Annotated in this window: 20 protein-coding genes; 10 read left to right on the top strand and 10 right to left on the bottom strand. The window is 63.4% G+C overall.

Going from position 1 to position 20,164, the window contains the following annotated elements; all coding sequences use genetic code 11:
• Window positions 1–124 precede the first annotated feature (124 nt).
• Together NLY33_RS05085 and NLY33_RS05080 are read right to left on the bottom strand one after the other, a co-directional pair.
• Window positions 125–1,657, bottom strand: a complete 1,533-nt coding sequence (locus NLY33_RS05085; protein WP_023687500.1) for a YifB family Mg chelatase-like AAA ATPase — start codon at window positions 1,655–1,657, stop codon at window positions 125–127.
• Window positions 1,658–1,909: 252 nt separating this feature from the next.
• Window positions 1,910–3,031: a glycosyltransferase gene (locus tag NLY33_RS05080; RefSeq protein WP_023703821.1), complete on the bottom strand. Its 1,122-nt coding sequence runs from the start codon at window positions 3,029–3,031 to the stop codon at window positions 1,910–1,912.
• Between the two features lie 127 nt (window positions 3,032–3,158).
• Between NLY33_RS05080 and NLY33_RS05075 the strand changes: the two genes are divergently transcribed.
• Window positions 3,159–4,232, top strand: coding sequence for a glycosyltransferase family 2 protein (locus NLY33_RS05075; protein WP_023703820.1), 1,074 nt, complete (start codon window positions 3,159–3,161; stop codon window positions 4,230–4,232).
• A gap of 92 nt (window positions 4,233–4,324) precedes the next feature.
• On the opposite strand, the gene gshB is transcribed toward NLY33_RS05075, so the two are convergent.
• From gshB to NLY33_RS05060, 3 genes are all read right to left on the bottom strand, one after another.
• Window positions 4,325–5,278 carry a glutathione synthase gene (gene gshB, locus NLY33_RS05070; RefSeq protein ID WP_023687497.1) on the bottom strand — a complete coding sequence of 318 codons (954 nt, stop codon included), beginning with the start codon at window positions 5,276–5,278 and terminating at the stop codon, window positions 4,325–4,327.
• An 80-nt stretch (window positions 5,279–5,358) separates the two neighbouring features.
• Entirely contained in the window at window positions 5,359–5,733 is a 375-nt protein-coding gene (locus NLY33_RS05065; RefSeq protein WP_023703819.1) for a GtrA family protein, read from the bottom strand.
• Between the two features lie 4 nt (window positions 5,734–5,737).
• A complete protein-coding gene (locus NLY33_RS05060; RefSeq protein ID WP_023673183.1) occupies window positions 5,738–6,742 on the bottom strand; it encodes a glycosyltransferase in 1,005 nt (334 codons plus the stop codon).
• A 124-nt stretch (window positions 6,743–6,866) separates the two neighbouring features.
• Between NLY33_RS05060 and NLY33_RS05055 the strand changes: the two genes are divergently transcribed.
• The 8 genes from NLY33_RS05055 to NLY33_RS05020 all read left to right on the top strand — a co-directional run bounded on the left by NLY33_RS05055 (window position 6,867) and on the right by NLY33_RS05020 (window position 16,051).
• A complete protein-coding gene (locus NLY33_RS05055; protein WP_023703818.1) occupies window positions 6,867–8,666 on the top strand; it encodes a hypothetical protein in 1,800 nt (599 codons plus the stop codon).
• A 100-nt stretch (window positions 8,667–8,766) separates the two neighbouring features.
• Window positions 8,767–10,116, top strand: a complete 1,350-nt coding sequence (locus NLY33_RS05050) for a putative bifunctional diguanylate cyclase/phosphodiesterase (protein WP_023681311.1) — start codon at window positions 8,767–8,769, stop codon at window positions 10,114–10,116.
• A 169-nt stretch (window positions 10,117–10,285) separates the two neighbouring features.
• Entirely contained in the window at window positions 10,286–11,053 is a 768-nt protein-coding gene (locus NLY33_RS05045) for an SDR family NAD(P)-dependent oxidoreductase (RefSeq protein ID WP_023703817.1), read from the top strand.
• Window positions 11,054–11,058: 5 nt separating this feature from the next.
• Window positions 11,059–12,003, top strand: coding sequence for a 2-dehydro-3-deoxygalactonokinase (locus NLY33_RS05040; protein WP_023707745.1), 945 nt, complete (start codon window positions 11,059–11,061; stop codon window positions 12,001–12,003).
• A 22-nt stretch (window positions 12,004–12,025) separates the two neighbouring features.
• On the top strand, window positions 12,026–12,667 hold the full coding sequence (locus NLY33_RS05035) for a 2-dehydro-3-deoxy-6-phosphogalactonate aldolase (RefSeq protein WP_023703815.1): 642 nt from the start codon (window positions 12,026–12,028) through the stop codon (window positions 12,665–12,667).
• Window positions 12,667–13,542, top strand: coding sequence for an SMP-30/gluconolactonase/LRE family protein (locus NLY33_RS05030; RefSeq protein WP_023703814.1), 876 nt, complete (start codon window positions 12,667–12,669; stop codon window positions 13,540–13,542). The genes NLY33_RS05035 and NLY33_RS05030 overlap by 1 nt, the downstream gene beginning before the upstream one ends.
• A 103-nt stretch (window positions 13,543–13,645) precedes the next feature.
• Window positions 13,646–14,707: a D-alanine--D-alanine ligase family protein gene (locus tag NLY33_RS05025; protein ID WP_023703813.1), complete on the top strand. Its 1,062-nt coding sequence runs from the start codon at window positions 13,646–13,648 to the stop codon at window positions 14,705–14,707.
• A 90-nt stretch (window positions 14,708–14,797) separates the two neighbouring features.
• Window positions 14,798–16,051 (top strand): low temperature requirement protein A, encoded by a 1,254-nt coding sequence (locus NLY33_RS05020; protein ID WP_031196416.1) that lies wholly within the window; start codon window positions 14,798–14,800, stop codon window positions 16,049–16,051.
• Window positions 16,052–16,069: 18 nt separating this feature from the next.
• On the opposite strand, the gene NLY33_RS05015 is transcribed toward NLY33_RS05020, so the two are convergent.
• The 4 genes from NLY33_RS05015 to NLY33_RS05000 form a co-directional block, all read right to left on the bottom strand.
• Window positions 16,070–16,357, bottom strand: coding sequence for a DUF1330 domain-containing protein (locus NLY33_RS05015; RefSeq protein WP_023701962.1), 288 nt, complete (start codon window positions 16,355–16,357; stop codon window positions 16,070–16,072).
• 13 nt (window positions 16,358–16,370) lie between these two features.
• Window positions 16,371–17,084, bottom strand: a complete 714-nt coding sequence (pyrF, locus tag NLY33_RS05010) for an orotidine-5'-phosphate decarboxylase (protein ID WP_023701963.1) — start codon at window positions 17,082–17,084, stop codon at window positions 16,371–16,373.
• Window positions 17,081–17,677 carry an NADPH-dependent FMN reductase gene (locus NLY33_RS05005; RefSeq protein ID WP_023703810.1) on the bottom strand — a complete coding sequence of 199 codons (597 nt, stop codon included), beginning with the start codon at window positions 17,675–17,677 and terminating at the stop codon, window positions 17,081–17,083. The genes pyrF and NLY33_RS05005 overlap by 4 nt, the downstream gene beginning before the upstream one ends.
• Window positions 17,678–17,797: 120 nt before the next feature.
• Entirely contained in the window at window positions 17,798–18,409 is a 612-nt protein-coding gene (locus NLY33_RS05000) for a LysE family translocator (protein WP_023703809.1), read from the bottom strand.
• Between the two features lie 122 nt (window positions 18,410–18,531).
• Between NLY33_RS05000 and NLY33_RS04995 the strand changes: the two genes are divergently transcribed.
• Window positions 18,532–19,440 carry a LysR family transcriptional regulator gene (locus NLY33_RS04995; RefSeq protein WP_023707746.1) on the top strand — a complete coding sequence of 303 codons (909 nt, stop codon included), beginning with the start codon at window positions 18,532–18,534 and terminating at the stop codon, window positions 19,438–19,440.
• A gap of 95 nt (window positions 19,441–19,535) precedes the next feature.
• Here the strand turns inward: NLY33_RS04995 and pmtA are convergent, their stop codons facing one another.
• Entirely contained in the window at window positions 19,536–20,141 is a 606-nt protein-coding gene (pmtA, locus tag NLY33_RS04990; protein WP_023681321.1) for a phospholipid N-methyltransferase PmtA, read from the bottom strand.
• Between the last annotated feature and the right edge of the window lie 23 nt (window positions 20,142–20,164).

Raw genomic sequence — 20,164 nt, 5'->3', positions numbered from 1 at the left:
TTCGGACGACACTACAAGCAATGTCAGCGCAGAGGCCCTTTCTCGGCTCGGCTTCAAAAATCGAGCATTCTTCGGCGATCCCACCCGGCCGCTTCGCGGTCACCTTCCCCTCAAGGGGGGAGGGTTAAGCCGCCTGCGCCACCCGCTCCGACATCATGCGGTAGGAAATCGCCTCGGCCAGGTGAATGCGGCCGACGGTTTCGCTGGCGTCGAGGTCGGCCAGTGTGCGCGCCACTTTAAGCACGCGGTGATAGGCGCGCGCCGAAAAGCCGAGTTTCTCGCTGGCGTCTTTAAGCAGCGACAGGCCGGCTGCGTCCGGCGCGGCGATGTCTTCGATAACAGACGGCGAGCAATGCGCGTTGGTGGTCGCGCTGGTCACGCCGAGCCGCTCGAACCGTTCGCGCTGGATGGTGCGGGCGCGCGCGACGCGCTGCGCAACGGCGGCACTTTTCTCCGCCCGATCCGGCCGGATCAGGTCGGCGGCCGAGACCGCAGGCACCTCGATCCTGAGATCGATGCGGTCGAGCAGCGGGCCGGAAATGCGCGCCTGGTAGTCGGTGCGGCAGCGCTCGCCGCGCAGGCAGCGATAGCCGGGCTCGCCGGCCATGCCGCAACGGCACGGGTTCATCGCCGCCACCAGCTGGATGCGCGCCGGATAGGTGACGCGGTGGTTGGCGCGCGCGATCATGCAGTCGCCGGTCTCCAGCGGCTGGCGCAGTGCATCCAAGGTCTGCGGCGTGAATTCGGGAAACTCGTCGAGGAACAGGACGCCGTTATGGGCAAGCGATACTTCGCCCGGCCGCGCCCTGATGCCGCCGCCGACCATTGCCGCCATCGAGGCCGAATGGTGCGGGGCGCGGAACGGCCGCCGGTCGGTGAGCTTGCCTTCGCCGAGCTCGCCGGCCACCGAGGCGATCATCGAGACTTCAAGAAGTTCCTTCGGTGCCAGTGGCGGCAGAATTGAAGGCAGCCTCTGCGCCAGCATCGATTTTCCCGAGCCGGGAGGCCCGACCATCAACAGATTGTGGCCGCCGGCCGCCGCCACTTCCAGCGCCCGCTTGGCGCTTTCCTGGCCCTTGATGTCTGAAAGGTCGGGCAGGTCGCGGGCCGAGACATGGATGCCGGGCTCGGGCCGCGACAGCACCTGCGTGCCGCGAAAATGATTGGCGATGGCAATCAGGCTGCGCGGCGCCAATATGTCGAAATCCTTGCCCGCCCAGGCCGCTTCCGGCCCGCAGCCGAACGGGCAGATCAGGCCCTTTCCCTCGGCATTGGCGCCGATCGCCGCCGGCAGCGCGCCGGCCACCGTGGCAATGGTGCCGTCGAGCGACAATTCTCCGAGCACGACATAGGAGGCCAGCATGTCGCCCGGAATGGCGCCGAGTGCAGCCATCAGGCCGAGCGCGATCGGCAGGTCGTAATGGCTCCCTTCCTTGGGAAGATCGGCAGGCGCCAGGTTGACCGTCACCTTCTTCGACGGCATCGACAGCCCCGACGCATGCAGTGCCGCCTGCACGCGCTCGCGGCTTTCGGCCACCGCCTTGTCGGCCAGCCCGACGATCTGCATGCCGACCTTGCCCGGCGCGATCATCACCTGGACATCGACCGGTACGGCCTCGATGCCCTGGAAAGCAACCGTGCGAACCCGCGCCACCATCTTGCTCTGCCCCCGGATATCGGCTCGCCTCGGCCTTGTGGTTCAGACCGCGAGCGACGTCAGGACAAGACAACCATAGATTTCAGGCCAAGGCAAGAACATTACAGGAACATGCATTCGTGGTGGCTGCAGCGCGCTGTGCCGGTTGCAAAAAAGGAAGATGGTCAAGCAAAATGGAACGGCTGCTCCGCCTCCTCGACCGCGTTTAACAAGGGCGACAGAGTTCCTCCGGCAATCCGAGGCTGTTGCCGTCTAAGCGGTGACGAAGGCATCGACCGCACCTGAAAGGGATCGATCGATTGCGATTTGGGGTGGAAGCCACTCCATGACAGGATATCGGAAAGGCCAGGGCATGGCGATCCGGCGCGAAGAGCCGCTTTCCAGAAAAATCTCATTTACAAGGTCTATGAACCGCCCGCGGTCCCGTTCAACTCGTTTCAAAGTTTGCGTACGAATATGAGCCCGGGGTATTCGCCGCTCCTTCAGTGCCAAGACAGCCTCCGCGATGGATCGAGGATCGGGTGGAACTGTAAGCGAATAGTCGGCATCCAGATAAAGGTCTCGGCCACCACGGTTCGGCGTCGTGACCACTGGAAGGCCCGCGAGAAGATATTCCGTGCTGGCGAACATTGGTCCTTCCAGGTGAGAGAGACAGATTCCCACGGCTGCACGATTTAGATGCGTGTTCACCTGAGCCGGTGCCAATCGGACAGGCTTGCCGGTGCCGTCAAACTCGTTGATAAAGACGTGATGCGGTGCGAGCTCCCTATGCCGATTTATTCGCGCTCTTTCCGACTCCGTCGTGGAGGATCCGCTTGAATCTCGATAGAAGACAAATGCGCAACGCTGGATGCCAAGCGACAAGTCATGGCGCTTCCACGGAGCCAGCTGCGCATTGTAGATTGCATCAAATTCTACAGGGACGTCATCGAGAGGCCTGAATATGTGTTCGGAGGTTGTTGACGTCTTGTTGTGCAGGACGGCGGCCTCGCCGGACTGGTTCAACAGATCAGCCTCTGCCTGAGTGTTGGATAGGAAGATTAGCGAGTGACGGGGGTTCTTGAGTCTATGCAGAACGGCATAGGTCCGGATGGTTTTGACGCTAGCACTGTTTTCGATGGACCAGGTTGGCGAGATGAGAAACCAGGCGCGGTGGCTGCGTGGACGGAAAGGCATATGACTTGCTAATCCGAGCGGCGTACCGGACATTCCCGAATAGGATATGAACGGATCGTCCGACAGCAAACTGGCCTGAAGAGCAGGTTGCGACTTCGCGGAAGGGTGCCCTTTTCTGAGGTTGTGGCCATGACGCAGCATGGCTCTGACAATCTCGAATTTGGTAGGAGGGCGATACCCGTGCTGTAGGGTCAACATGCGGCAATTGCGATCTTGAGTGCGGAGAAAAACTCGCTTCGATAGAGAGAAATTTGGCAAAGAAACACCGCCATTTGATCGACGGAATATCTCAGGCGATCAAATCTGGTGTACGGAGAAGCGCCTCTTGAAAGAAAACATCGTCCCAAGCGGAGCTGGTTCTCACATCGCGCTACCAACCGTATCCGTTTGCGTAGGCTGTTTCAATCAAGAGGCATTCATCGACACTGCGATCCGATCCGTAGCGGCGCAGACATACACTGCGTTCGAGTGCGTGGTGGTCGATGATTTTTCGACTGACGGTTCCCGCCGAAGGATTGAAGAGTGTCTGTCCCAGCTTGGCGACAGTCGTTTCCGCTTTCTGCCCCGACTGCAAAATGGCGGGCAGTTGGCAACAATGATGACCGGGCTTGACGCGACGGCCGGACCCCTGATCTCCTTTCTTGACGGTGACGATGCTTGGCATCCTGACTTCATAGAATGCCATGTGAGAGCGCATCTCAGCCACACCCGTATCGCGGCAATGTCGAGCTCCGATGAGGTGGTGATAGACACGGCCGGCAACCTGCTTGCGGGCGGTCATCCCGTATTCCACCTGAACGACCCGCGATCGATGCCGAAAATGAGCGGCTACCTGCATGTCGACACCGAAGCTGACCCGACATTATTATTTATTGATCGGGGTACCGTGGGTTGGTTTTGGTCGACCACATCGGGGATGATGTTTCGTCGAGCTCCGCTTGAAATCATGCGTCCATCCGATCCGGACGAAATAAGGATATGTGCCGATGGTTATATGGCTCGTGCCGCCCATATGATCGGCGGAACCGTGAGGATTGGGCGGGCTCTTGGCAGTTATCGGCTTCACGGCGGCAATGGCTGGGCGGACGGGCGCATCCTGGGTACCGGAGTTGGCCTCGGCAGGATGTCGCCCGATACTGAAATAGCGATACGGCGGGCACTGGCCAATCGTTGGTGCGAAGTGGCGCCGGGACTGGAGCATTTAATCTCCCGCCAATCAATGCGCAGGACCTTGGTCGACCTGATCGGACTGTCTGCGGCTTTTGCATTGCTGGAAAAGAACTCCGATGCGGGTTTTCTGCTGAAAGATTGGGCAACACCACAGCGAAAATTGCAGACCAGACTTATCGGTCTCCTTCCTCCGAAACTGAGGCCTCGGCGCTTCCGGGACATAGTTTGATTTGATGAGCCGCTTGCTCGGCAGTCTTACCCGATAAAGAGCATCTTTCGATGCTTCTCTGGACCCACCAAAGTCCTCCGTAGCAACGCACACTACGCGGCCGAATTGCGCCGCATTTCCTCCACCGCGTCCCAGAACAGGCTGGCGATATCCGCGCCACCAAAGCGTTGCACTTCGCGCACGCCGGTCGGCGAGGTCACGTTGATCTCGGTCATGTAGTCGCCGATCACGTCGATGCCGACCAGGATGAAGCCGCGCTCTTTCAGCGACGGGCCGATGCGGGCGCAAATCTCGCGTTCGCGCTCCGTCAGCTCGGTCTTTTCGGCGCGGCCGCCGACATGCATGTTGGAGCGAGAATCGTGGTCGGCCGGCACGCGGTTGATGGCGCCGACCGCCTCGCCGTCGATCAGGATGATGCGCTTGTCGCCCTTGCGCACATCCTTCAGATAGCGCTGGACGATATACGGCTCGCGTGACAGCTGGGCGAACATTTCGAGCAGCGAGGCGAGGTTGCGGTCATCCTCCTTGAGATGGAAGATGCCGGCGCCGCCATTTCCGTAGAGCGGCTTGACGATGATGTCGCCGAACTCCTTGCGGAAGGCGGCGACCTCCTGGGGATCCTTGGTGATCAGCGTTTCGGGCATCAGATCGGGGAATTCGGTGACGAAGATCTTTTCCGGACTGTTGCGCACCCAGGCCGGGTCGTTGACGACCAGTGTCTTCGGGTGGATGCGCTCCAGAATATGCGTCGTGGTGATGTAATTCATGTCGAAGGGCGGATCCTGGCGCAGCAGGATAACATCCATCTCCGACAGGTCGGTGCGCACTTTGTCACCCAGCGTATAATGATTGCCCTTCTCGTCGCGGAGCTTCATCTCTTCGATGCGGGCAAACACCTTGCCGCCCAGCATCGACAGCCGGTCGGGCGTATAGTGGAACAGTTGGTGGCCGCGCCGCTGCGCCTCCAGCGACAGCGCAAACGACGTGTCGCCGGCGATCGAGACGGTGGAGACATGGTCCATCTGGACGGCGATTTTCAGGGGCATCTTCCGGTCTCCAGCAGGCTCTGTCGCCGATATACGGAACTTGGCGGCTTCTGCCAATCGCGCTTGCTTGGCCCAGACCTTTACCGGTCGAAGACCAGCCGGGAGTAACCGAGGAAGGACAGCGCCATGGCGACCGGCGAGGCGACGGCAAGTGCCGCCAGCGGCGGCATTGCCGGCAGCGCGAACAGGATGGCGCAGTAGACGAGATAGTTGACAATGCTGGTGGCGATGCCGACGCCGCCATAGCGCGCGCCCTCCTGCGCCACGCCGCGGCTCGACGGCGAAAAGGTCAGGTGCCGGTTGATCTGCCAGGTGACGCACAGCGCAAAGCCGATCGACAGGACACGGGCGACGAAGGGACCGAGCGGCGTCACCGCCAAGAACAGCCAGAGCGCCGCGGCATCGGCGACGAAACCAACGCCGCCGGCCAGGACGAAGCGGGCGAGCCGGCTCACGGCCTCAGGCGGCCCGGGGCGTCTTGCCCGGTTCGGCCTTCGCTGTTTCGCTCGTGCGTTCGCGCCGTTCGACCCGGCCCGACGGGACGGAGAGATAGAAAATGCGCTTCTGCTCGGCGCGTCCGCGCGATACCGAATCGAGGATCAGTCCGGTCACCATCGCAAGCATCGACAAGAGCAGCAGGCCGACCGACAGCACCCAGGTCGGCATGCGCGGCACGAGGCCGGTCTGGGCGAATTCGATCAGCACCGGCGTCATCAGGGTAAGGCTCGATGCCAGGAAGAAAATCGCGAAGGCGCCGAAGAAGCGCAGCGGCTGCGTCTCCTTCATCAGCATGGCGAACATCCACAGGATCCTGGCGCCGTCGCGATAGGTCGACAGCTTCGACGACGATCCCTCAGGCCGGCGGCCATAATCGAGCGCGATCTCGCTCACCGGCAGTTTCAGCTGCGAGGCATGCACCGACATTTCGGTCTCGATCTCGAAGCCGCCGGAAACGGCGGGAAAGCTCTTGACGAAGCGCCTCGAGAAGACGCGGTAGCCGGAGAAGATGTCGGTGAAGTCGGCGCCGAACAGCCGCTTGTAGAGGCTATTGAAGATGCGGTTGCCGAAGGCATGGCCGGAACGGCCGGCATCGTCGGTGACGCCGCGCCTGGTGCCCACCACCATGTCGCAGCGCTCGGTCTGCAGGATGTTGATCAGCAGCGAGGCATCTTCCGGCGCATAGGTGCCGTCGCCATCGGCCATCAGATAGATGTCCGCATCGATGTCGGCGAACATGCGCCGCACGACATTGCCCTTGCCCTGGCGCGGCTCGCGGACGACGATGGCGCCCGCTGCGCGCGCCTTGAGCGCGGTCAAATCCCTGGAATTGTTGTCATAGACATAGATGTCGGCCGATGGCAGCGTCTCGCGAAAGCGCCGCACCACCTCGGCGATGGTCAGTTCCTCATTGTAACAAGGCAGGAGCACGGCAATGGCCGGCTCATGGCGGACTTCGTGCGGCATTTCCGTCTCCCGACGCCCGGCGGAGCCTCCGGCCGCGCTCATATGCGGCCTCGCTCAGGCGACTTTACTATTTATTGAAGCTGTTAAGGCTAGGTTTAAGGCCGCAGTCTTTCCGACGAAGGTCATGATGATGAACGCAGCCAAGGCGGGTGCTTCCTCCTGGAAGTCCGATATGACGCTGGCGCTGCTTGCCATGCTGGTGGTGCTGGCCGTCAATGCCGCCACGGGCTTTCGCGAATTGAGCAATGCCGGCGGCGACAATGACAGCCTGCTGCGGCTGGTCGAGGTTCGCGACATGCTGGCCGGCCAGGGCTGGTTCGACCTGCATCAGTACAGGATGGGGCCGGAAGGCGGTTTCGTCATGCACTGGTCGCGGCTGGTCGACGCACCGCTCGCCGCCATCATCCTCGCCGCCTCGGCGCTGACCGGCAGCATGGCCATGGCCGAAGCGATCGCACAGGTGCTGTGGCCGTCGCTGCTGTTTTGCCTGGCGGTGTTTTTTACAGCCCGTGCGGCACGAAGCTTCGCCGGCGTCGGCGCCGTGCTGCCCGCTATCGTCATCGGCGCGGCGGCGCTGCATTTCATCGGCATTTTCTTGCCGGGTGCGCTCGATCATCACAATGTCCAGCTGACGCTGACCATGGCCAGCCTCAGCCTGCTGCTCGAGGCGCCGGCGCGTCGCTGGGCGGCGCTGATTTCCGGGCTGTGTGCGGCCCTGACGCTGGCCGTCGGCATGGAAACCGCGCCCTATGTCGCCACCATCGGCGCCTGCATCGCTTTGCTGTTCGTCGTCGATCCCGGCGGCGAACACCGGATCGCCAGGGATTTCGGTCTCGGCTTTGCCGGCGTTTCAGCCCTCGTCTTCGTCAGCACCATCCCGCCATCGGCCTGGGGCCAGGCGCAGTGCGATGCCTTCTCGGCCGTGCAATTCGTCGTCGCGGCAATCGCCGGACTGGGCCTTGCCGCCGTGACGTCGCTCAAGGTGTCCAACGGCACGGCCGGACGCCGCCTGATTTCGCTCGGCCTGCTCGCGCTTGTGCTGGGCGCCGTTGTCGCGGCGCTGTTTCCGCAATGCCTTGCGGCTCCCTACGCAAATCTCGATCCGCGCCTCAAGGAATTGTGGCTCGATCACATCGACGAGGCGCAGTCGCTGTTCAGTATTGCCGCCAGCGAGCCGGCCTCGCTGGCGGCGCGCTATGTCACGCCGCTGGTGGCGATCGCGCTGATGGCGCTTCGCCTGCGTGGGCCATGGCGCCGCCAGGACAGCCTCGTCGGCGCCTTGCTGGTCGGCGCCTTCATCGTCAGCGCCTGGCAGGTCCGCGGCTCGACATTCTCGATCGCCTTTGCCGTCATCCCGCTGTCGGCCTGGATCGCAAGCTGGCGCGAACGGGCGAGGATCAGCCCTGCGCGCAGCGTATCGCTGCGCATGGCGGCGGTCTGGGTGGTGTCGGTGAATGCCGTCTGGGCCGGTGCTGCCGCCGCGACGTCGAGCGTATTCGAGGCCAACAAGGTCTCGGTCGAGGCACAGGACACCGACAGCGATCCGTCCTGCGAGCGCAAGGCCTCCTTCGCGGCGTTGGCCCGGCTGCCGCACACCACGGTGCTTGCCATCTCCAATCTCGGCTCGCCCATCCTGGCCTATTCCGGGCACCGCGTCTTTGCCGGCCCCTATCATCGCAACATCGCCGGCGACCTGCTTGCGCTCGATGCCTTCCTCGGATCGGCGGACCAGGCGAGGACGATCGCGGCGGCTCACCACGTCGGCCTGATGGCGCTCTGCCGCGGCAGCGCCGAAAGCAAGATGCTTGCCGCCAAGGCGCCGCAAGGCTTCCTGGCCAGGCTGATGCAGGGAAGCGTCCCCGATTGGCTCGAACCGGTGGCCGAAACGCGCGGAACCCCGGTCGAACTCTACCGCGTCCGCTAAAGCATCATTCGCCAGCGAAAAATCGATTTCGCGATACGCTTCCTAAACGCTTTGCTGCCAGTCTCAGCCTAAATTTCGGGCGTCACAAACAGGGATACCGATGCAAACGACGTTTGGCACCGGGCAGGCAAGCAGGGAAAACTCGGATCTGGCGTTCACCGATGCGCTGACCGGGCTCGGCAACCATCGCCGCTTCTTCGACAAGGTCGATCGCCTGATCAGCGACCGTGCAGACGATCCCGCGCCGTTCACGGTCGGCATTCTCGACCTCGACGGCTTCAAGCCGATCAACGATCTGTTCGGCCACAAGGCCGGCGACGACATATTGATCCAGGTGGCGATGCGGCTGCGCGCCTCGATGGACAGCCACTCTACTGTCTGCCGCATCGGCGCCGACGAATTCGCCTTCCTCTACCCGATGGTGTTCTCGGAGGAGGCGGCGGCCGAGAAGTCGCGCATGATGATCGAAATCCTGTCGGCGCCCTACGATGTCGGCGAACGCACCGCCAGGCTTTCGGCCTCGGTCGGCTGCTCGCTCTTTTATTCCGGCGACGAAACCACGGAAATCCTCGTCAACAAGGCCGAAACGGCGCTCTACCACGCCAAGCGTTCGGGCCGTGGCCGCGTCGTCGTCTACACCCGCGAAATGGAAGAGGCGGCCAAGCGCGTCACCCGCATCGAACAGGCGCTGCGCCGCGCCGTCTCGGCCGGTGAGGTCGAGCCGCATTTCCAGCCCATCGTCGATCTGACCACCCGCCGCACCATCGGCTTCGAGACGCTGGCGCGCTGGACCGATCGCGACCTCGGCGTCGTCCCGCCGACCGTGTTCATCCCCATCGCCGAAGAGCGCGGCATCATCGGCCCGCTATCGCAGCTGGTGCTGCGCAAGGCGACCGAAGCGGCGCGCAGCTGGCCGAAGGACCTGTTCCTGTCCTTCAACCTGTCGCCCTCGCAGCTCGTCGACCAGAACACTGGCCTGCACATATTGTCGATCCTCGACCGCACCGGCTTCGATCCGCGACGGCTGGAGATCGAGATCACCGAAACCGGCCTGATGAACGATCCGGCCTCGGCCGAGAAGATCGTCGAGGACCTGCGTCGCGTCGGCATCCGCGTCTCGCTCGACGATTTCGGCACCGGCCAGTCCTCGCTCGGCCGCTTGCGCGAATTCCATTTCGACAAGCTCAAGATCGACCGCGCCTTCGTCTCCTCGATCCTCGACGACCGACCGTCGGAACACATCATCCGCGCCATTCTGGCCATGTGTGAAGGGCTCGGCATGGATGTCGTCGCCGAAGGCATCGAGGAGGAGGCGCAGGCCGACCGCCTCGTCCAGTTCGGCTGCGCCGGCGGCCAGGGCTATCTCTTCGGCAAACCGGTCGACGCCGACGCCACGCTCGGCTACCTCCGCGATTCCTATCGCGGCGCCCTCTACGCCAAGGCAGTCTGACCGGCGGTCTGGCCTGCGTCGAGCAAGTCAGCGGCGCGAGCCAAGATCGACTGTGGCCGCCATCTTGCGGCCTTTTGTCTGACATAAGCCAATCAAATCGCCGTTTTCGCCCTTGCTCCCCGGACTTGGCTGGATAGGATGCGCGCCGACCGGACCGGGAGATGAAGATATGATGCCATCGGCCGATTTTGCCGACCTCAGGGGAGCCTCGGTGCTGATCACCGGCGGCGGTTCCGGAATTGGTGCGGCACTGACCGAGGGCTTCGTTCGCCAGGGCGCCCATGTCGCCTTCATCGACATCGCCGATGGCCCAAGCACGCTGCTTGCCGACCGCGTCGAAAAAGAACTTGGCCGGCGACCGCTCTACCTCAAGACCGATTTGCGCGACGTCGAGGCGTTGCGCGCTTCGGCCGCCAAAGCGGCTGAGGCACATGGCGACGTCACCGTGCTGGTCAACAATGCCGCCTGGGACGAACGCCACGACGTCGCTGACGTTACCGTCGAGTTCTGGGACAACAATCTCGCCGTCAATCTGCGCCCGCATTTCTTCACCGCACAGGCGGTCGCGCCGGGCATGAAGCGGGCCGGCGGCGGTTCGATCATCAACTTCACCTCAACCTCCTATCTCATCAACCACCCCGATATGCCGGCCTACACCGCCGCCAAGGCCGGCATACTCGGCCTCACCAAAGGTCTCGCGGGCAAGCTTGGGGTCGACGGCATCCGCGTCAATGCGATTGCGCCGGGCTGGGTGATCACCGAGCGGCAGCGGGAACTCTGGGTCACCGAGGAGAAGCTCGCCGCCCATGTCGCCAAGCAATGCATCAAGCAGGTCATGCAGCCCGACGACATCGTCGGCACAGTGCTGTTCCTGGCCTCCGACGCCGCGCGTATGCTGACGGCGCAGATGTTGATCGTCGACGGGGGTTTCCTGTGAGTCCGGTGAATCAAAATCCGGCAAAAGGCACGCCGGCAGTCGCCGCCGTCGACTGGGGCACGACCCGCATGCGGGTCTGGCTGGTCGACGGGGCGGGCGGGGTGCTTGCCGAGCGTCGCGGCGATGATGGGTTGATCACCGCGCAGCAAAAAGGCTTTTCGACCATCCTCGAGGGCCATCTGGCGGCGCTCGGCGCACCTGACACACTGCCGGTCATCATCTGCGGCATGGCCGGCTCGCGCCAGGGTTGGCTGGAAGCGCCTTACGTCACCGTGCCGGCGCCGCTCAGTGCCATTCTCGCGGGGGCCGCCCGCATTCCCGGCCAGCGCCGCGACATCCGCATCGTGCCTGGCCTGGCGCAGCGCCTGGAAGATGCGCCGGACGTAATGCGCGGCGAGGAAACCCAGCTTGCCGGCGCCGGTTTGCCGGCAAAAGGTCGCCATCTCGTCTGCATGCCCGGCACCCATTCGAAATGGGTTCTGGTCGCAGACGGCGCGGTCGACGGCTTCTGCACCTGGCCGACCGGCGAGCTGTTTTCGGTGCTGGCCACTCACTCTATCCTGCGCCATTCGCTGGGCGAGAGCCCGAAGCCGGTCACTCCGGACAATCCGTTCTTCCAGGAATGGTGCCGCAAGGCTTTGGCGGAGGGCGGCGATGTCACCTCGCGGCTGTTCTCGATCCGCGCCGCCGGCCTGCTGCAGAACCTCAAGGCCGACGATGCCGCCGCTTGCCTGTCCGGCCTGCTGATCGGCGGCGAGATCGCCTCGGCGGGCCGCCGCTATGGCGAAAGCACCACCGCAATCGTGCTGGTTGCGTCCGGCTCGCTAGCAGCCCTCTACCGCCAGGCGCTAGACCTTGCAGGGCTTGCCGTCAGGACGGTCGACGCCGACGAGGCGGTGCGTGCCGGCCTTATCGAGGCAGCGCGGGAAAATGGCATGATCGCCAAATGACTCACCAGAGTGGAGTGACAGCGTGACCCAGACCGCCCCCTTCCCGAAGCTCAAGCGTGGTCTTGTCGCCATTCTGCGCGGCCTCAAACCCAGCGAGGCGGTTGCCATCGGCCAGGCGCTGTTTGACGCCGGCATCGAAGCCATCGAGGTGCCGCTCAATTCGCCGGAGCCGTTTTCATCGATCGCCAGCATTGTCACCGCTTTGCCCAAGACAGCGCTGGTCGGCGCCGGCACGGTGTTGACTTCAGCCGATGTCGACGCCCTCGCCAAGGCCGGCGGGCGGCTGCTGGTCAGCCCCAACATCGATGCCGACGTCATGGCCCGCGCCATGCACCATGGCATGGTGACGATGCCAGGCGTGTTCACCCCCACCGAAGCTTTTCAGGCGATTAGGCTTGGGGCTTCGGCGCTCAAATTCTTCCCGGCAAGCGTGCTCGGGCCCAGCGGCATTTCGGCGATGCGGGCCGTGCTGCCGGCCGATACCGTGGTCGGCGCCGTAGGCGGCGTTTCCGACAAAGACTTTGCCGGCTACAAAGCCGCTGGGGTAACTGCTTTTGGTCTTGGCTCCAGCCTGTTCAAACCCGGCATGAGCGTCGATGAAGTGGCCACGCGCGCCCGGGCGGCGGTGACGGCCTGGGACGCGGCCTTCGGCGGAGCGGCATGATGGGAAACGTTTCGGTTTTTTCGGACCATGTCTGCGAACTCGGCGAGGGGCCGAGCTACGATCCCGCCACCGATACGCTGTTCTGGTTCGACATCGTCAACGGGCTTTTGCTGGAGCAGGGTGTCACGTCCGGCGCGCGGAAGGTCCATGAGCTCGCCCAGATGGCCAGCGCCATCGCCATTATCGATGACAATCGCCAGCTCATCGCCACCGAGACCGGCCTGCATGTCCGCGACGTCTCGACCGGCAAGCTGACGCTGCATACGCCTATCGAGGCCGACAATGCGCTGACCCGCTCCAACGATTCGCGCGTCCACCCTTGTGGCGCCTTCTGGGTCGGCACGATGGGCAAGGGTGAGGAGAAGGGCGCGGGTGCCATCTACTGGTTCTTCAAGGGAGAATTGCGCACGCTTTACACCGGCATCACCGTGTCGAACTCGATCTGTTTCTCGCAGGATGGAACGATCGCCTACTACACCGATACCTCGACCGGCCTGTTGATGCGCGTCGCCTGCGATCCGGCAACGGGTCTGCCGATCGGCGAGTCCAAAGTGTTCGTCGACCATCGCTCGTCCAAGGGCTTTGTCGACGGCTCGGTCGTTGATCGCGACGGCGTGCTGTGGAACGCCGTCTGGGGCGGCAAGGCGGTCAAGGCCTATTCGCCAGATGGCACATTGTTGCGCGAAATTGCCGTGCCGGCGGGGCAGTCCTCGTGCCCGGCCTTTGTCGGGGCCAAGGCCGATCGGCTGGCGGTGACCTCGGCCTGGAAAGGCAAGGACGACAAGCAGCGCAAGCTCGACCCACAGGCCGGCATGACCTTCCTGCTCGACATCCCCGTCAACGGCCGCTTCGAGCCGCGCGTGGTCATCGCCTGAGCGTACCGGTTGTCGTGCAGGCGGCGGGCGCGGGTCGATTTCGCGCAAGCCGATCGCATTGGCCGTGCGATGGTGTGGCTGCATCACCGAGAAGCTTTGACCCATGCCGCGCCCGACCTTGATCCTCGTCCACGAGCCGGAAAAGGCCTGTTTCGACAGGCTGGTCGCCGACGGCTTTCCCGCCGAGCGCGCCCTGGAAATCTCGTCTTATCTGGCGCAGTCGACCGATCTCGCTCCTGAGTTCGATCAACTGGCGACCGCTTGTGAAAAGCGCGGCCTCGCCTTTATGCCGGTTGCACTCGACGATGCGGCAAGCGCGCTGGCGAAGGCCGATCCCGCAACCACGCTGGTCTGGACGCTGACCGACGGCATTGCCTATTTCCGCGGTGCTGCAGCGCCCGCACTTGCCAGGCTGAATGGGCTTAGAACCATCGGAGCCGACGATGCGCTGTTCGCGCTTTGCCAGGACAAGTTCCGTTCCGGCGCCGTGCTTTGCGCGCTCGGCCTGCCGGCGCCGCAGGCAGGCCTGGCCCGCGACGGCCGCTGGCTGGCCGACCCGCCAGCTTCGGAAGCCGGCTGGTTCGTCAAGCCGAACCGGCTCGGCTCCAAGGTAGGCATCTGGCCGGATTCACGCTGCAACGACCTGGCCCATGCGCTGGAGCTTAGCCGGCGGGTCTATGCCGCTTATCGCGACGATGTCGTCGTCCAGCCCTATGTCGGCGGTCGCAATGTCCGCGCCAGCTTCCTTGGGCTGCAAACGGATGCCGGGGCGGAAGCGCTCGGCGTTGCATTCGTCGACTCCGGCGGCGATTTCCAGACCATGGCGGACTCGATGGCGCTTTACGGCGACACCGGCGAGGCCGCCAAGGCGGCTGGACTATACAGCGAGCCGGTGCTGGAGGCGGTTGCCGACACCCAGCCGGCAGCCGCGGCAACCATCCGCCGCATCGCCGAGCGGCTGGTCAGCGGGCTCGGCCTGCGAGACGTGTTTTCCCTCGATTTCAGGGTCGAGGCTAACGACCATGTCCACCTCATCGAGTTCGAGGTCTGTCCCGGCCTGCCCTGCTTCGATTTCCGCGCCTATTGCCTGATGCAATGGGGCATGACGCTGGCCGATGCGGTTGCCGAGACGGCGGCGAACCGACTGAACCGACAGGCGATCTGAACGGTCGAGGGACCAGCGCGACCTACCGCGCCTTGACGGCTTTTGCTCCACCTTTAGTGTCGCGGGACAGTCCTCAGGCAAGGCCGCGCTATGAGCACACCAGCAAGCTCCCTCCATCATCACATAAGGCGCATGGCCGGGCGCGATCCGCATGAGGCGCATCGCGTCGCCACGCCGCTCGAGCTGCTGTTCGATCTGACCTTCGTCACCGCCTTCAGCCTTGCCTCGTCGCAACTGGCGCATGCCTTGGCCGAGGGCCACTACGCGGCGGCGCTGATCGGCTTCGGCTTTGCCAGCTTCGCGATCTGCTGGGCGTGGATCAATTTCTCCTGGTTTTCCTCCGCCTATGACACCGACGATTGGATCTTCCGCCTCGTCACCATGGTGCAGATGATCGGCGTGCTGGTGCTGGCCATCGGCCTGCCGCGCATGTTCGCCTCGATCGAGCATGGCGAACACCTCAACAATTCGGTCATGGTGCTGGGTTACGTCATCATGCGCGTCGCCATGATCTTCCAATGGCTGCGCGCGGCGCGGCAGGACCCTGGGCGGCGGCGTGCCTGTCTCACCTATGCCATCGCCATCGCGATCGCCCAGATCGGCTGGGTGGTGCAGATCCTGGTCGATTTCTCGCTGGAGACCAGCCTGGCTTTCGGCACGGTCCTGCTTCTCATCGAGCTTGCCGGACCGGTCATCGCCGAACGCCGGGATGGCGGCACGCCCTGGCACGCGCACCACGTCGCCGAGCGCTACAGCCTGTTCGCCATCATCGCGCTGGGCGAAGGGGTGGTCGGCACGCTGGCGACGCTGTCGGCCGCGGTCGAGGAGCAGGGCTGGAACCTCGATGCCGCCTTGATCGGCATTGCCGGAATGGGTCTCACCTTCGGCATGTGGTGGGTCTATTACATGCTGCCCTCGGGGACGGTGCTGCACCAGCACCGCAGCCGTTCCTTCGTCTGGGGCTATGGCCAGATGGTGATCGTCGCTGCCATCGTCGCCACCGGCGCCGGGCTGCATGTCGCGGCCTATTTCATCGAGCACAAGACCCATAACGGCCCGGTAGCGACCCTGCTGTCAGTCGCCATTCCGCTAGGCGTGTTCCTGGGGGCGATCTATGCGCTGTATTATTATCTCGTCCAGCGCTTCGATCCCCTCCACGTCTGGCTGCTGGCGGGAACGGCTGCGGTCGTCGCACTTGCCATCATCGCCGCCCTTGCCGGCGTCGACATGGCGGTCTGCCTCATCTTACTGACGCTAGCGCCGGCCGTCACCGTTGTCGGCTATGAGCTGTCGGGGCACCGCCATCAACTGGAGGTGCTGGCGCAGGAGGAAGCGCCGCACTGAGCAGAGCAGCTTCGCGCGTCAGATACCCTCGACCAGCACGATCTCGCCATCGGCCACTTTCTGACGGATGGCGACGGCGCGTTGGTATTCCGGCGAGTGGTAGCAGTCATGCGCCGCGCTGAGCGATTCGAACTCGATAATGACATTGCGGGCGCGGCCAGGCCCCTCGGCCTTTTCATGCTCACCGCCACGGGCAAGGAACTTCACGTCGAAACGGTCGAAAGCGAGCTTGGCGGCAGCGACATAGTCCTTGTAGCCTTCAGCGTCGCGCACATCGACGCGGGCTATCCAGTATCCCTTGCGCATTTTCTTCTCCTCGTTACGCGGCGCGCATCTCTTCCAGTATGGCTTCCGCCGCCGCGCGCCTGTCGCTTGCCGCCACGATTGGCCGGCCCACAACAAGATGGCTGGAGCCGTTGCGGATCGCCTGGCCGGGCGTCACCACGCGTTTCTGGTCACCATGGTCGCTGCCCTTGGGCCGTATCCCCGGCGTCACCACCGCCAGGTCGGGTCCGACGATGCGGCGCACCGCTTCCGCCTCCTCGGCCGAGCAGACGACGCCGCCCATGCCTGCATGCAGCGCCTGTTCGGCGCGCCTCAGCACCAGCGTGTGCGGGTCATATTCATAGCCGGCGTCGATCACGTCCTGCTCGTCCATCGAGGTCAGCACGCTGACCGCCAGCAGGCACAGGTCGCTGCCCCTGGCGGCCTCCACCGCGGCCCGCATCGCCTTGGGATAGGCGTGGATGGTCAGCATGGTCATGCCCATGCGCACGATGTTCTCGACACCCTTGGCCACCGTGTGGTCGATGTCGAGCAGCTTCATGTCGAGGAAGATTCTGGTGCCGCCGCTGGCCAACTCCCTGGCGAAGTCGAGCCCGCCGGCGAAGGCCAGCTGATAGCCGATCTTGTAGAAGGAGACGACGCCGTCGAGTTCGCGCACCGCCTGTTCGGCCTCTTTCACCGTCGGCACGTCGAGGCCGACGATCAGCCTGTCTCTCATGGTGTGGGCCTGCATGGCTGTGGAAATCATGCCCCGGTCCGGGTCGACAGCATGCGCGAGGTTTCGATCAGCGTGCGGCATAGGTGCTCCATCGATTTGGTCAGTCTATCATCCCTGAAATTGCCGTCGCCGTCGAAGGCATTGCCGCCATCGGATACCGAGCATTCCGGCGTCACCATCTCCAGCTGGCAGCGCACCAGCACGGCGCGCAGATGGTTGATGCAGCGGATCCCGGCGAAATGTCCGTTGGAAGACGAGCACAGGCCGGCGACCTTGCCGACAAATGGCCTCACCGGCCGGCCGCCATCCAGGCGCACCCGGCTTACCCAGTCGATCGTGTTCTTGAGCAATGGCGGGATCGAGCCATTATATTCCGGCGTCGCGATCAGCAGCCCGTCATGGGCGGCGATCAGCCGGCCGAGCTTCACGGCGTTGTCGGGAACGCCTTTTTCCTTTTCGAGGTCCTCGTCGATGATCGGCAGCGGATAGTCGGCCAGCGAAATGCGCGTCACCTCGGCGCCTTGCATGGCCAGCTCCTTCTGCGCCACATCGGCGGTCCTGCCGCTGAAGGCGCCGCTGCGCACCGAGCCGGCGAAGACGAGGATTTTCGCGATCACAGCCATTGGCCACTCTTGTTCCCGGACAGGTACAGCCAGAGGCTGCGCAAATCAACGCACTGGCTCAAAAAACGGAAACGATCGGGGGGCAAGCGCGTGAAGGGTGTGCCGAGCAGCTGGGCTATGCTAGTGGGTGACCGCAATTCTTGCACTCAGCGCGATGAGTGCAACTCCGAGCAAGGCATCTATCGGCCTGCGGACGCTGCCATATACCGCCCGAACCCTTCTTGTGGAGAACATCAGCGCGACAAGCCCAAACCACGCCATCGCGACCAGCCCAATTATGGCCAGCGACACTGCCTGGACCCAGATCGGAGCCTGCATCGGCAATACCGATATGAACAGGCTCGCGAAGAAGGCGGCTGTCTTCGGATTTGTAATTCCGACAACGAAGCCGCTTCGCCAGGGAGCCGTAGTCTCTGCGCCACTGACGGCCAGCGGTGGCCGCGCCTGCCAAGCCGACAAAAGGATCTTGCTGCCCAGGTAACCGAGATACACGGCGCCGGCGATCCGGACGGCAAGGTGAGCCCATGCAATCTGCGTCAGTACGAGGCCCAGGCCACACATCGCGAGAGCCGCCCACACCATGATCGCTGCGGCAATGCCAAGCGCCACATGGAACCCCGCGCGACGGCTGATCAGCGCATGGGAAGTCACGGCTACAAAATCGGGTCCTGGGCTCATGGCGCCGAGCAGGAAGACCGAAGCAAGGGTCAGGAATTGCGGAAGGTAGCTCATGCGATACTCCAATTTCAGTCTCGTCGTACCGCACGCCTGCATGCCGGAGAGGCCAGGAAAGCCGCTCGCCGATTTCGAGGGTCGTTTCCCTCACCTTCACAAAACCTACAGCGCTCTTTAATATGAGCGAAATGAAAGATATTTCGGCAGCCATGAACAAAGCTAATATCAACATCACGATGGTGCGCGTCCTGACATCGCTCAGCGAGACGCGCAGCTTCACCAAAACCGCCGAGCGGCTCTGTCTTTCTCAATCGGCCATAAGCCATGCAATGAAGGCGCTGGAGGAGATCGTTGGCGCGCCCCTCGTCATACGTGATCGGCGCGGTGTCGCTTTCACCGCAACCGGCGAGGCGGCTTTGGACGCGGCGCGCGCCGCTTTGCATGCTTTAGGCCGTCTTGTCGGCCTACGGGAACACTCCATCAAAGACAGAGTACGGCTCGCGCTGGTCAGCAGCGCCTCGGTAAAGATTGCTCCATATGCGTTGAACATTACTTCCGTCCGGCACCCGGAGCTTGCTGTCGAACTGCTCTTGGGCACGGATACCGAGGTGGCGGAGTGGGTCGATCGCGGTGCCGCCGATATTGGACTGTCCTACATCGCCGGCAATTGCCAAGCCGAGGAACTTGTCGACGACGAACTCTTTGTGGCGTCATCGCAAAAGAACTCAGTCCAAGGCGGGTCATTTCCGATCCGCGCTCTCGACGGCCAGCCATTCATTATGTCGAGCGGCGGCTGCGGACCAATGCTTGCCGAATTGTTCCAGGATTTTGGCGTTGCGCCAGTTGTCATCCTGTCGGCGAGCGATATGGCGGCGCTGCTTGCTCTGGTTGGGGCCGGGCGCGGTTTGTCGATTGCGCCAGGCCTGGCGTTTCCGGCCGATTGGCAGCGAATCGTTGCGAGGCGTCCTCTTGAGCCGCGTGCGCGTCGGCCTCTGCTGCTTCTGTTCTCCAGCAGCGCCGAAGCAACGGCCGTGCGGGCCATGTGCGCGGCGATCAGAGAGGTCGCCACGAGTTTGCGAGGCGGATAACAGTCAAGGATGTGGATCGACCCTCAATCGAGCTTCCTTCGGGAGACGGCGATCCTCTACAAGGCGCCAGAGACTTCTCCCGCCCCCAATACCAGCTAATGCGCTTCGCGCCGGTAGATCCACAGCTGCGTCGGCGGGATGTTGCGGAAGATGAAGTCGAAATGCTTGACCGTGTAATTGCCGCGGCCGGGCGGGATCGGCGACAACGGCCCATAGGTCAGCTGCACGATCGGCCGTCCAACCGGGATGCGGTCTAGCAGGCTTTCAATATAGGCGATCCGCTGTGCGACCGGGAAATTGAGCAGCGGCACGCCGGAGACGACGGAATCGAAAACCATACCGCTCTTCTCGCCAAGCGTGGCGTTGAGATTGAAGGCATCGCCCTCGATGACGTTGACGCCGGGATAGAGCTGGCGCAGATGGCGCACGAAATCGGTGGAATATTCGACCGCGTAGAGGTTTTCGGGCTTAACGCCCTGGGCGAGGATTGCACGCGTGATGACGCCTGTGCCGGGGCCGACTTCAAGCACCGGCAGGCCGGACTTCGGATTGACGATGGAAGCCATCTTGCGGGCGGTGACGGAGCTTGTCGGCACGATCGAACCGACCGACTTCGGCTTGTCGATCCAGCCTTTGAAGAATTTGAGTTCGTCGTCGAACTTTTCCGCCAGCGCCTTCCGCAATCCCGGACCACGTGCCATGCAAGTTCTCCTCAACACTCCCC

This window comes from Mesorhizobium sp. C432A (genome assembly GCF_030323145.1).
GTDB lineage: Bacteria > Pseudomonadota > Alphaproteobacteria > Rhizobiales > Rhizobiaceae > Mesorhizobium.
The sequence above is the reverse complement of the archived record's forward strand: the minus strand, read 5'-3'. Positions and strand labels throughout refer to the sequence as shown.